The sequence below is a fragment of the Brevundimonas sp. genome (assembly GCF_041648115.1).
GTDB lineage: Bacteria > Pseudomonadota > Alphaproteobacteria > Caulobacterales > Caulobacteraceae > Brevundimonas.
The window spans coordinates 1-11,501 of record NZ_JBAZPR010000029.1 but is presented as its reverse complement, the minus strand read 5'-3'; the positions used below and the strand labels follow the sequence as shown (position 1 = coordinate 11,501).

The 11,501-nt window shown below is 64.7% G+C and carries 13 protein-coding genes; 10 read left to right on the top strand and 3 right to left on the bottom strand.

Annotated elements, in window-relative coordinates; genetic code table 11:
* Positions 1-339: 339 nt before the first annotated feature.
* The gene (locus tag WC597_RS16840) at positions 340-1,767 is read right to left on the bottom strand and encodes a tyrosine-type recombinase/integrase (RefSeq protein ID WP_372695190.1); all 1,428 of its coding nucleotides are present in this window, start codon (positions 1,765-1,767) and stop codon (positions 340-342) included.
* Between the two features lie 457 nt (positions 1,768-2,224).
* Here WC597_RS16840 and WC597_RS16835 point away from each other — a divergent pair, with 457 nt between their 5' ends.
* The 7 genes from WC597_RS16835 to WC597_RS16805 all read left to right on the top strand — a co-directional run bounded on the left by WC597_RS16835 (position 2,225) and on the right by WC597_RS16805 (position 5,737).
* Positions 2,225-2,593 carry a TonB family protein gene (locus WC597_RS16835; protein WP_372695188.1) on the top strand — a complete coding sequence of 123 codons (369 nt, stop codon included), beginning with the start codon at positions 2,225-2,227 and terminating at the stop codon, positions 2,591-2,593.
* Between the two features lie 61 nt (positions 2,594-2,654).
* Positions 2,655-3,587 (top strand): NAD(P)H-dependent flavin oxidoreductase, encoded by a 933-nt coding sequence (locus WC597_RS16830; RefSeq protein ID WP_372695186.1) that lies wholly within the window; start codon positions 2,655-2,657, stop codon positions 3,585-3,587.
* A 39-nt stretch (positions 3,588-3,626) separates the two neighbouring features.
* Positions 3,627-4,328, top strand: a complete 702-nt coding sequence (locus tag WC597_RS16825) for a TorF family putative porin (protein WP_372695184.1) — start codon at positions 3,627-3,629, stop codon at positions 4,326-4,328.
* Positions 4,329-4,504: 176 nt separating this feature from the next.
* Positions 4,505-4,717 carry a cold-shock protein gene (locus tag WC597_RS16820; protein WP_008260450.1) on the top strand — a complete coding sequence of 71 codons (213 nt, stop codon included), beginning with the start codon at positions 4,505-4,507 and terminating at the stop codon, positions 4,715-4,717.
* Positions 4,718-4,759: 42 nt separating this feature from the next.
* Positions 4,760-4,933 carry a hypothetical protein gene (locus WC597_RS16815; protein WP_167762545.1) on the top strand — a complete coding sequence of 58 codons (174 nt, stop codon included), beginning with the start codon at positions 4,760-4,762 and terminating at the stop codon, positions 4,931-4,933.
* A gap of 25 nt (positions 4,934-4,958) precedes the next feature.
* The gene (locus tag WC597_RS16810; protein ID WP_135195276.1) at positions 4,959-5,216 is read left to right on the top strand and encodes a hypothetical protein; all 258 of its coding nucleotides are present in this window, start codon (positions 4,959-4,961) and stop codon (positions 5,214-5,216) included.
* Between the two features lie 53 nt (positions 5,217-5,269).
* Positions 5,270-5,737: a thioesterase domain-containing protein gene (locus WC597_RS16805; protein ID WP_372695181.1), complete on the top strand. Its 468-nt coding sequence runs from the start codon at positions 5,270-5,272 to the stop codon at positions 5,735-5,737.
* Here WC597_RS16805 and WC597_RS16800 read toward each other — a convergent pair.
* Both WC597_RS16800 and WC597_RS16795 read right to left on the bottom strand, forming a co-directional pair.
* Entirely contained in the window at positions 5,722-6,885 is a 1,164-nt protein-coding gene (locus WC597_RS16800) for a cystathionine gamma-synthase (protein WP_372695179.1), read from the bottom strand. The genes WC597_RS16805 and WC597_RS16800 overlap by 16 nt on opposite strands.
* A gap of 5 nt (positions 6,886-6,890) precedes the next feature.
* The gene (locus WC597_RS16795) at positions 6,891-8,291 is read right to left on the bottom strand and encodes a pyridoxal-phosphate dependent enzyme (RefSeq protein ID WP_372695177.1); all 1,401 of its coding nucleotides are present in this window, start codon (positions 8,289-8,291) and stop codon (positions 6,891-6,893) included.
* A gap of 162 nt (positions 8,292-8,453) precedes the next feature.
* Between WC597_RS16795 and WC597_RS16790 the strand changes: the two genes are divergently transcribed.
* The 3 genes from WC597_RS16790 to rnr are packed head-to-tail and all read left to right on the top strand — an operon-like array spanning position 8,454 to position 11,477.
* Complete coding sequence (locus WC597_RS16790; protein WP_372695175.1) at positions 8,454-8,714, top strand: type II toxin-antitoxin system Phd/YefM family antitoxin; 261 nt, start codon at positions 8,454-8,456, stop codon at positions 8,712-8,714.
* Positions 8,711-9,160: a type II toxin-antitoxin system VapC family toxin gene (locus WC597_RS16785; RefSeq protein ID WP_372695173.1), complete on the top strand. Its 450-nt coding sequence runs from the start codon at positions 8,711-8,713 to the stop codon at positions 9,158-9,160. Before WC597_RS16790 ends, WC597_RS16785 begins: the two co-directional genes overlap by 4 nt.
* A 1-nt stretch (position 9,161) precedes the next feature.
* Positions 9,162-11,477 carry a ribonuclease R gene (gene rnr, locus WC597_RS16780; protein ID WP_372695171.1) on the top strand — a complete coding sequence of 772 codons (2,316 nt, stop codon included), beginning with the start codon at positions 9,162-9,164 and terminating at the stop codon, positions 11,475-11,477.
* The last annotated feature ends 24 nt before the right edge of the window (positions 11,478-11,501 follow it).

Here is an 11,501-nt window from a genome sequence, read left to right as displayed (position 1 = left end):
CGGTCGGGCTACGCCCTCCCTACGCCCCAACCCTCGCAAGCGGTGCGCTCGTGACGTCCATCACGAACCCCAAAAGGGGGTCCCTATTGCACGCCGATAGGGGGTCCCTTTTAGACGCCGATTGACAAGCGCCACGGCGCGCGGGGGGAAGCGGCGGAAGACGCAGGCCGGCGGGCCGCATCGAACTCGACGCGGCTTGTTCCACCGGCCTGCTTCGCCATACGGCCGATCAAGGGCGCAGGCTGCGCATCGGACGTATGGCAGAGGCACAGACCAGCCCTTCGCCACCAGCGGCGCACCGAACTCGGCGCGTGATCCTCGGCGGCGACGGGCGGGACATCAATGAGGTTTGCGCGGCTCGGTGTTGATCTTCGCCCGCGCGTTCCGTTTGATCTGGACGGTTTGCTTTGCGTCTGTCGGGGCCGCCAACTCCTGCGGCTCCCAGTCGCTCATGCCCTGCAACACTAGATCGGCGTGTTTGATCGTGTCCACGTGGCCGTAATGCTCCTGGATCATCTGCACCGACGTTCCCATCTGCTCGGCTAGCAGCAGTTCGCTGACACCCTCGGTCAGGCGGATGGTGGCGTAGGTGTGCCGGAACGAATAGGTCGAGCGCAGAATGCCGGAAGGTCCGACGCGCAGATTGGCGTCTTTGAGAAGGTCAGCGATGAAGGCCTTATAGAGGGTGCGCTCGGTCGTGCCGGTCGCACTGCTGAACACCGGGGCCTCTGGCGCGGTACTCACCGCGATGGCGCGGATGCGGTCCAGATATTTTCCGACATTGCTGCTCGGCGCGACAAGCTGGCGCGACTTGCCCTTGCCACGCACGGATAACACGGTGACCGGCTGGCCGTTCTTGTCTGTCGCCTCCATCACGTCGCGCCAACGCAGGTTGCGGGCCTCGGACGGCCGCATGCCCGTGTTGCACATGATCAGGACGAATTGATAAACCATGGCCCGATACCAGAGGGCGGTTTCGGTCTTTGCGGCATCGACCCACTTGGTGCGGGCGTGGGTATGGAGGCGGCGGTATTCCTCCAGCGAGAACGCATCCCGGCGCTGCTTCTCAAGCGCTGGCATCCCCTCGATACGGTGATGAGGTGGGGCCTCCTGTTTGGAAACGGCGTCATTGATGATGGCGCGGTAGATCTTCATCTCGAACCGGATGGTGGCGTCACTGACGATGATCCAGTCCGTGTTTTCGGACTCCTGGGTCTCCGCAGTTTGCTTGCCGATCGCGCCCCCTTTCTGCTTCGCCTTGTCATCGGCGAGGGCCTTGGCAGCATCGCGTTCGGCACCCGTCATCGGACGCACGTTGCCGTGGCGGGTCATACGGCCAGGGCTGAGCGACCGCCGCCAGGACGGATAGTTCTGCCAACGATCCAGAGCAATCAGATCGATCTGGGTCTTGCCGACATAGGGGTTGAGCTGGTTCTTCACGACAGATTCGATGAGCTTCACGCGGCCCATTGTGATCTCGCCACGCTGCGCGCGTAGTCTCTGCTCCGCGATATAGTCCTTCGCCACGGCGGAGAACGGGCGGTTGAACACCGGCAGATTACGCTTCAGCGCAAAGCGGACTTCGCTTTCGTGATCGTAGGCCAAGGTGCGCGCCGTAGTGATGTCCGGCGTCTTCAAAGCGATGGTCTTGTAGCGGGTCGCCTTCGGCAGGCGAACGCGGCAGTACCAATCCCGGCTTTGCAAATCGCCCCGCCGGAAGATGACCAGGCCGGGTTTTAGTTCTTCCTTGTCCGTGACAAACGCCATGACAGCCTCCATCGTCGTGCAGATTTCGTGCACATCGCGGCGCTAAGTCATTGATCTGCCGTGACGTTCATACATCGTGTAGGAATGCTGTAGCAGAAAATGCTGTGTATTTCCAGTGGTTTAGTGTTTTAGCCCTCTCCCACTGGGAGAAGGAACGACATCTTGCGCCCCATCCCATTTCCAGAAAATTTCCTTCGCTATTTCAAAGCCCTGATGACCAGCAGCGTCAATCAACCTACCGTCCCCGCAAGCGCCCGTATGATGGGCGGTTTCAACTAGAAGGCCGAAAACCTTGGACTGACCTGAACTGTTTTTCGGAGACCAACACCGCCGCCCAATTGCACTTCATTGCATTTTGCACTCCATTTCCTCGTACAAGTGCAATGTCACCCCCGATTTGAGACGATTGAGACTCTGTTTTTCGCTGCCGAGTCTGAAATCTTGCCTGGATCCAGCAATGACCCTTTCCATCCTCGCCGCTCTTATGGTCGTCCTACCATCGCAGACCTCGCCCGCTGCACCTCCACAAGCCGAAGCCGCGCAGACTATGCACTGGTCCGTTCAACCCCGGCCAATGCCCGCCGACTTTCCTCCCGAAGCTCTGCGCAAGCGCATCAGCGGTAGGGTGGACGTTCGTTGCACTGCGACGACGGCCGGGGTTCCGACCTCTTGCAGCGTCGTCGAGGAAACGCCGCCGAACCTCGGCTTCGGGCAGGCTGGCATCCGAGTCGTGCGACGCGGTCGTCTGAATCCGGCGTCGCTCGGCCCGAGCGACGAAGACAGGACGTTCACGGTCGGCGTGCCTTTCAACGCACCGCCGCGCTGACGATTGCCTTCCCCGGCGACAGCCCGCTAAGCGTAGCGAAAGAAAACTCCAGGAGACGCCCGTGGCCATTCCCGCTTCGCTGCAAAAAGGTCTGATCCTGCCGATCATTTCGGCGCCCATGTTCCTGGTCTCAGGCCCGGACCTGGTGGTCGAGGCCTGTAATGCGGGGGTGATCGGCACCTTCCCGTCGCTGAACCAGCGCACGACCGAGGGCTATCGCGACTGGATTCACGAGATCAAGGGCCGGCTGAAGCCTGAGGCCGCGGCCTTCGGCGTCAACCACATCGTCCACCCGACCAATCCCCGTCTGATGGCCGACATGATGGTGTCGGTCGAGGAGAAGGTGCCGCTGATCATCACCTCGCTGGGCGCCGTGCGCGACGTGGTCGATGCGGTTCACGGCTATGGCGGTCAGGTCTTCCACGACATCGCCAACATCCGCCATGCACGCAAGGCGGCCGAGGCGGGCGTCGATGGTTTGATCCTGGTCGCCAACGGCGCGGGCGGCCACGCGGGCATCATCAACCCGTTCGCCCTGGTCAACGAGGTCCGCAGCTTCTTTACCGGAACCATCATCCTGTCGGGCGCCCTGTCCACGGGTCAGGACGTGGCGGCCGCGATGATGCTGGGCGCCGACTTCGCCTATATGGGCACCCGCTTCATCAACACGACCGAGGCCATGGCCCCGCCTGCCTACAAGCAGATGGTGATCGACAGCGGCTCGACCGACATCGTCCACACCCCGGCGGTCTCGGGCATCCCGGCCAACTTCATGAGCAAGTCGTTGATCGACAACGGGATCGATCCGAAACACCTGCCCGAGCACAAGCTGGACATGGGCGACGAGGCCAAGGCCTGGAAGACCGTCTGGTCCGCAGGGCAAGGCGCGGGCGCGATCCACGACGTCCTGCCGACCGCCGAACTGGTGACGCGCCTGCGACAGGAGTTCGATCAGGCCACGGCCGAATTCGCCATCAAGGCCGGAGCACGCTAAAGGGCGGCGCCGAACCGCATCTCGCGCGTTGGAGCCCGCATGATCCGCACCACCGCCCTCGCCGCCCTCGCCGCCGTCGCTCTGGTCAACCCTGCGGTCGCCCAATCCGCCTCAGGTCAATCCGCGAGGGACGCCTGGTCGTTCGAATTGGGCGCCGGAACGGACAACCGCTCCAAGAATGCGTCCAAGTCCGGTAACGACGGCTACGCCTTCGGTTCGGCGACCTGGAAAAGCGAGAACGGCCTGTTCTACGCCGGCCCCGGCTTCGAAACGATCCAGGCGGGCGGCTCCAACATCGAAGCCGAGTTCGTGGTCGGCTACCAACCCGAGGCCTTCGGCTACCGTTTCGACTTCAACGCGGTCTACAAGCAGCGCGTCGGCGCCCAGGCGGGCTATGATGAGGTCGGCGTGGAGCTGACCGGCAACGTCAGCCGCTCCATCGGTCCGGCGAGCGCGCGGCTCCAGGTCCAGTATTCGCCCGACGCTCCCGGTTCGACCGACAGCTTCACCTGGGTCGAGGGCCGCATCGGCTGGGACTTCACCAACCGCCTGGAGGGCACGGCCGCCTTCGGTCGCCGCGAGCAGAACGGCGCACCTGACTACACCGGCTGGAACGCTGGCCTGACCTACGCCCTCACAGACGCCATCGACGTGGATGTCCGATACTACGACACCGACGCCCATACCTTCGGCGAACAATATGAAGACGCCCTGGTCGCCCAGGTCGCCTACGCCTTCTGACAAGCCGCCCCTTGCGCAACGGCCGTCGGCTCCCCATGTTAAGCGCGTCGATCTCTCTGCGTAACGCCGCTGCTCCCTTTGCATCACGCACCGAGGTCCAAAAGCCGATCCCATTCAGACCCGACAGGCCGACCAGGGATCCCTCCCTGCGGTCAACGCCAGACGGAGGTCTCCAAATGGCTACCGGCACTGTAAAATGGTACAACCCCACCAAAGGTTACGGCTTCATCGCTCCCGATGACGGCGGCAAGGATGTCTTCGTCCACGCCTCGGCCGTCGAAACGTCGAGCGTTGGTTCGCTGAACGAAGGCCAGAAGATTTCCTACGAAATCGAACGCGACTCGCGCTCCGGCAAGGAATCCGCCGGTCGCCTTACGGCGGCAGAGTAGGACACGCTTCTCAACACGCATGCCATCGCCTTTGATGGTGTCGTGACGAAGCACCTGCCTCTTGGCGGCCGCAAGGTCCGCCTGGACAACGGCCACGTCGTCTCGGTCCTGCCCTCGCTCGGTTCGCCTAAAGGCCTATCCCTGCTGGGCGACCGCGTCGTGGTCGAGATCGCCTTCAATCAGCTAAAGGGCTGGCGCCTCGCGCGCCGGCCCTGAAGCCCGTTCCATCAGGACGTGACCCATGACGACCCTCGCCGAAAAAATCCCGACGATGACCGACGCCGACCTCAACAGCCTGCGCGCCAACGCCACGCGCCTGGCCGAAACCGGCGCCTCGACGCAAGTGATGGCCGCCGCTGATATCCTGCCTGTGATCGACACCGAGATCGCCCGCCGCGCCGCCCTGCCCAAGGCCGCCAAGGCGCCGGTGAAGCGCGCCGCTCCCAAGAAGAAGCTGCCGCCCGTCACCGGCCACCAGACCGCCCTACCTTCCAGCTAAGGCGAATCGACTCCCGGCTGGCCGCATAGCCTACAGGGTTGCTAGAAGGCGTCATGACCGCTGACGCCCTCCAGTCCTATCTCCACGATCATATCCCGCTGTCTCGCGCGATGCAGGTCAGCGTAACGGCCATGACGGCTGACGCCCTCACGCTTCAGGCGCCGCTGGCGCCCAACATCAATCATCGCGATACCGTCTTCGGCGGCAGCGCCTCGGCCCTCGCCATCCTCTCGGCCTGGTCGCTGGTTCACACCAAACTCACATACGAGGGACTGAAGGCGCGGCTGGTGATCCAGTCGAACACCGTCCACTACGATCAGCCCATCGCAGGCGCGTTCCAGTCAACCGCCGTGCTGGCCTCACCCGACGACTGGCCCCGCTTCGTCGCCATGTTTCAGCGTCGCGGCAAGGCGCGCATCACGATCGCGGCCACCCTGACCGAAAACGGTCAGGCCGCGGGCCGGTTCGAAGGCAGTTTCGTCGCCCTGAAAATGGACGACGAGGGTCAGCCCAGGGCCTGATCCAGATCAGCGATCAGGTCCTCGACGTTCTCGACCCCGACCGATAGCCGGATCAGGTTGTCGGTCACGCCGCCCGCCTCGCGCACCTCCTTGGGCACGCTCGCGTGGGTCATGATCGCAGGGTGGTTCACCAGGCTCTCGACCCCGCCCAGCGACTCCGCCAGGGTGAAGACCTCGACCTGCTCCAGCACGCGCTTCGTACGCTCCAGGTCGCCTTCCAGGATCACCGTCACCATCCCGCCGTAACCGCCGCTCATCTGGCGCGCAGCCAACTCGTGCTGAGGGTGGGCGACCAGGCCGGGATAGACGACTCGGGCCACGCCCTCGCGCGTCTCCAACCAGCGCGCGACGGTCAGGGCGTTCTCGCAGTGCGCCTTCATCCGCAGCGCCAGGGTCTTCAGTCCCCGGTTGGCCAGGAAGGCGTCGAACGGCCCCATGATCGCCCCGACCGAGTTCTGCAGGAACTTGATCCGTGTCGCCAGATCGGGATCGGCCGTCACCAGAACCCCGCCGATGATGTCCGAATGGCCGTTCAAATATTTGGTCGCCGAATGCATGACCACGTCCGCGCCCAGGCTAAGCGGCTGCTGGCAGAAGGGGGTGGCGAAGGTGTTGTCGACGATCAGCAGCAGGCCGTGCGCCTTGGCCACCTTGGACAGGGCGGCGATGTCGGCCAGCTTCATCAGCGGGTTGGTGGGCGTCTCGACCCACAGCATCTTCGTCCTGGGCGTGATCGCCGCCTCGACCGCAGCGATGTCGCTCAGGTCCACATAGGCGAAGTCCAGCCCCATGGTGCGCCGACGCACCCGCTCGAACAGCCGCCACGAGCCGCCGTACAGGTCGTCGCCGGTGACGACATGATCGCCCGCGTCCAGCAGCTCCAGCGCCGTAGAGGTCGCCGCCATGCCCGAGCCGAAGCCGAACCCGTGCGTGCCGCCCTCCAGATCGGCGATACAGGCCTCGAACGCCTCCCGCGTCGGGTTCTTGCCCCGCGCATACTCGTATCCCTTGTTCACGCCCGGGCTTTCCTGGGCATAGGTCGAGGTGGCGTAGATCGGCGTCATCACCGCACCCGTGGTCGGGTCGGGGTGCTGTCCGGCATGGATGGCGCGGGTGGAAAACCCTTGGCTGTTTTTCTTGTCGGCCATGGTTCTTACCGGTTCAGGCTGAGGTGGTTGATCAGGTCGGTGCGGGTGATCAGGCCGACGAACTTCTCGCCATCCAGCACGATGGCGACGCGGTCGCGGTCGAACACGGGGATCAGGGCGTCCAGCGGCTCCTTGACCTGAACCGTGTCCAGATCGCGCGTCATGGCCGAGGCCACCGGCTTGGCGAACCGTTCCTTACGCGTGATCTCGTCGGTGTTCATGATGCGGATCAGGTCGCTCTCGTCCAGGATGCCGACCAGCCGGCCGTCCTCGATGATCGGCAGTTGGGACACGTCGGCGCCCTTCATCCGCTTGAAGGCGGTGTCCAGAGTGTCGTCCGGCCCGGCGACGACCACGTCGCCCTTTTCGTATTTGCGGTTGATCAGGTCCGACAGGTCGCCATGCAGCTCGCGCTCGCCCAACCCCTGATCGGCCAGCCAGGCGTCGTTATAGACCTTCGACAGATACTTGGCCCCGGTGTCGCAGACGAAGGTGACGCAAGTCTTGGCTTCCGTCTGCTCGCGGCACCAGCGCAGGGCCGAGGCGATCAGGGTGCCCGACGACGAGCCGGCCAGGATGCCTTCCTTCAGCAGCAGCTCGCGCGCGGTGGCGATCGCCTCTGCATCGGGGATGGAATAGGCCTTGTCGATCAGGCTCATGTCCGCCGTATCGGGCACGAAGTTCTGGCCGATGCCCTCGACGGTATAGCCGCCTTCCGGTCCCGGCACGCCGTTGTTGACGATGCCGGCCAGGGTCGAACCGACCGGATCGGCCAGGATGATCTGCGCCTTGGAGCCCACGCTCTTGAGGAAGCGCGCCGTCCCGGTGATGGTGCCGCCCGAGCCGATGCCGGCGACGAAGGCGTCGATGTCGCCGCCCGTCTGCGCCCAGATTTCCGGCCCCGTCGTCTTCACATGGGCCTCGGCGTTGGCGGCGTTGGCGAACTGGTTGACGTAATAGGCGCCGGGAATGGCCTGGGCCAGCCGCTCGGCCATGTCGGTGTAATATTCGGGGTGTCCGTGCGGCACGTCCGAACGTGTCAGGCGAACATCGGCGCCCATGGCCCGCAGATGCTGTATCTTTTCCTTGGACATCTTGTCCGGGATGACCAGCAGCACCTTATAACCCCGCGCCCGGCCGACCAGCGTCAGCGCCAGGCCCGTGTTGCCAGCTGTCGCCTCGACGATGGCGCCGCCCGCCTTCAGCCAGCCTTCCTTCTCGGCCGCATCCAGCATCTCGACGGCGATCCGGTCCTTGATCGAACCGCCGGGGTTCTGGGACTCCAGCTTGAGCAGCAGGCGGCACTTGCCGGTGTCGATCTTCGTCACCTCCACCATCGGCGTCTTGCCGATCAGATCCAGCGGCGACTTCACGGTCGCGCTCAGGGCGGGGGCATGCAGGGACATCGAAGACTCCATTCGGGGACGGCGGAAGCTGAAGCCCCGCATTCACTCGGTCAACTTAAGCAAGATTTGACCGGGACCGAAGGTTCAAACGCACTCATGGGGCCGCATCTGGCGAACGCAGCCAAGAATAGCTATAGTTATGGCTATATTCGGAGAGACTTCATGGCTGCCTACAGCGTCGCCGAAGCCAAAAACACCCTGCCCCGCCTGCTCGACAGGGCCATCGAGGGCGAGAAGGTGATCATCACCCGTCACGGCAAGCCCGTCGCGGAAATCCGTTCCCTGCCCGCCGAGCGCACGCCTATGTCTCGCGAACAAAGACTGGCTTTAATCGACGATTTCACGAAACGCCGCCAGGCGCTGCCTCCGCTCGACATTTCGGCTGCCGATCTGATCCGTCAGATGCGTGACGAAGGCGTATGAGCTTCTATTTTGACGCTAGCGCCCTGCTGGCGCTTCTACTCAACGAACCGTCTGCCGAGTACGTCGAGCGCTTCATGCGTCGCCATGATCAGACGATCAGCGTCAGCACCCTGTGCCTCGCGGAATGTTCGGCCGCAATTTCCGGTCTGGTGCGAATGGGACGCCGTTCTGAAGCCGAGGTGACGACCCTGCTCCAGCGTCTGGACGACTGGATCGACATATTCGGCGACCGTGTCGCGATTCTGGATACCGACGTCGAAGACGCCTGCGGTCTCGTGCGTCGTCTTGACCTGAAACTTCGAACCCCCGACGCGATCCACATCGCCGCAGCCAGACGGCTGAATGCACGCCTCATCACGCTGGATCATCCCATGGCGCAGGCGGCAAGCCTGCTGAACCTGGACTGCATCAATCCCGCCGACACCGCCGGCGAAATGAAAGACTGATTTGACCAAACCCACCCAGAGGCCGCCCGCCGGTCTCCCCGACAAAGACACCCTCCTCGCCTTCCTGCGCGAGGCCGGATCAGCCGAGAAGACCGATATCGCGCGCCACTTCGGGCTGAAGGGCAGCGACCGCCGGGCCTTGCGCGAAATGATCCGCGAGCTTGAAGAAGAAGGCCGGCTGGGCAAGCGCGGCCGCAAGGGCTTTTCCGAGGCCGGCGCCCTGCCCCCCGTCGGCGTGGCCGACGTGATCGAACGCGACGGCGACGGCGAACTGTACGTCCGCCTGGTCGAGGCCAGCGCCGACGCCCCGCGCGCCCTGCTGATGCCCGACAAGTCCAAGCCCGGTACCGCCCCCGGCCTGGGCGACCGTGTGCTGGTCAAGTTCCAGCGCGGCGACGAGGGTTGGGAAGCCCGGCTGATCAAGAAGCTGGACGTCGGGTCCAACCGCGTCCTGGGCGTCATCCGCAAGTCGGCGCGCGAGACCCGCGTCGAGCCGGTCGACCGCCGCTCCAAGGACGTGCTGCTGGTACCCCAGGCCCAGTCCGGCGACCTGCGCGACGGCGACCTGGTCCTGGCCGCCATCGAAAAGGGCGAGCAGCGCTATGGGCCCAAGCGCGGCAAGATCCTGGAACATATCGGCAAGGAGGACGACCCGCGCGCCGCCTCCCTGATCGCCATCCACGCCCACGGCGTCCCGACCGGCTTCTCAGAGGCGGTCGAACGCGAGGCCGAGGATCAGGCCCTGCCGACGCTGAAGGGGCGCGAGGACCTGCGCGAGGTGCCCTTCATCACCATCGACCCCGCCGATGCGCGCGACCACGACGACGCCGTCTATGCGGCGCGCGACGAGGATCCGAAGAACGAAGGCGGCTGGATCGTCTGGGTCGCCATCGCCGATGTCGCCGCCTATGTCCGTCCCGGAACCCATCTGGACCGCGAGGCGCGTGACAAGGGCAACTCGACCTATTTCCCCGACCGCGTCGAACCGATGCTGCCGGAAGTGCTGTCGAACGGCCTGTGCAGCCTGAAGGAGGGCGAGAACCGCGCCTGCCTGGCCGTGCGGATGGTCTTCGACAAGGACGGCCGAAAGACCGACCACAAGTTCGTGCGCGGCCTGATGCGGTCCCACGCCAAGCTCAGCTACGAACAGGCCCAGGCCGCCATCGACGGGCAAACGGACGACGACACCGGCCCGATCATGGAGGCCATTCTCTATCCGCTGTGGAACGCCTACCACACGATGCTGAAGGGTCGTCTGAAGCGCAGCCCCCTGCAGATCGAATCGGCCGAACGCCGCATCCGCATGGCCCCGGATGGCGGCATCGCCTCCATTGAGAAGCGCGCCTCGCTGGAGGCGCACCGGCTGATCGAGGAGATGATGATCCAGGCCAATGTCTGCGCCGCCGAAACGCTGGAGCAGAAGAAGACGCCGCTCATTTACCGCATCCACGACACGCCCAGCCAAGAGAAGATCTTCAACCTGGCTGACTTCCTGTCCACCATCGGCAAGCCGTGGAACAAGGGCGAGCCGGGCACGACCAAACGGTTCAACAAGTTGCTGGACGAGACGCGCGACACCGAACACGCCGACGTGGTCAATGAGGTTGTCCTGCGCAGCCAGATGCAGGCGATCTACAGCCCTGAGAACATCGGCCACTTCGGCCTGAACCTGGACCGCTACGCCCACTTCACCTCGCCGATCCGGCGCTACTCCGACCTGATCGTCCACCGCGGCCTGATCCGGGCGCTGGGGCTGGGCAAGGACGGGCTGACCGACCGCGAGATCGCCGAACTGCCCGCCATCGCCGAGGGCGTCACCATGACCGAGCGCCGGTCGATGGCGGCCGAACGCGACGCAATGGACCGTTACATCGCCGCCTATCTGGAGGAGCATGTCGGCGCGACCTTCACCGGCCGCATCACAGGCGTGACCCGGTTCGGCCTGTTCATCCGGCTGGACGAAACGGGCGCCGACGGCCTGGTGCCCGTCTCGACCCTGGGCAGCGAATATTTCACCCACGACGACCGCGCCCATGCCCTGGTCGGTGAACGCACCGGCAAGCGGTTCACGCTGGGCCGGATGGTCGAGGTCAAGCTGATGGAGGCCACGCCCGTCACCGGCGGCCTGGTGTTCGAAATGCTCAGCGAACCCGAAGCCCGCGATCCCAACGCCCCCGCCCCGCGCTATGGCGTGCGAGGACGCGGCGGCGACGGCCCTCCCATGCGCGGCAAGAACCGCCCCGGCGGCCCCAAGCCTCGCAACGGCGGACGGCCCGCCGGCGGTTTGAAAGGCGTCCGCAAGGGCAAGCGGAAGTGATCGAGAGCCTCCCAATCCTCCCCC

Bases quoted from the DNA above. Each gene is read 5' to 3' on its own strand.
- WC597_RS16840 (WP_372695190.1), bottom strand. From the start codon at position 1,767: ATGGCGTTTGTCACGGACAAGGAAGAACTAAAACCCGGCCTGGTCATC.
- WC597_RS16795 (WP_372695177.1), bottom strand. From the start codon at position 8,291: ATGTCCCTGCATGCCCCCGCCCTGAGCGCGACCGTGAAGTCGCCGCTG.
- WC597_RS16825 (WP_372695184.1), top strand. From the start codon at position 3,627: ATGATCCGCACCACCGCCCTCGCCGCCCTCGCCGCCGTCGCTCTGGTC.
- WC597_RS16790 (WP_372695175.1), top strand. From the start codon at position 8,454: ATGGCTGCCTACAGCGTCGCCGAAGCCAAAAACACCCTGCCCCGCCTG.
- WC597_RS16810 (WP_135195276.1), top strand. From the start codon at position 4,959: ATGACGACCCTCGCCGAAAAAATCCCGACGATGACCGACGCCGACCTC.
- WC597_RS16785 (WP_372695173.1), top strand. From the start codon at position 8,711: ATGAGCTTCTATTTTGACGCTAGCGCCCTGCTGGCGCTTCTACTCAAC.
- WC597_RS16835 (WP_372695188.1), top strand. From the start codon at position 2,225: ATGACCCTTTCCATCCTCGCCGCTCTTATGGTCGTCCTACCATCGCAG.
- WC597_RS16805 (WP_372695181.1), top strand. From the start codon at position 5,270: ATGACCGCTGACGCCCTCCAGTCCTATCTCCACGATCATATCCCGCTG.
- WC597_RS16820 (WP_008260450.1), top strand. From the start codon at position 4,505: ATGGCTACCGGCACTGTAAAATGGTACAACCCCACCAAAGGTTACGGC.
- WC597_RS16800 (WP_372695179.1), bottom strand. From the start codon at position 6,885: ATGGCCGACAAGAAAAACAGCCAAGGGTTTTCCACCCGCGCCATCCAT.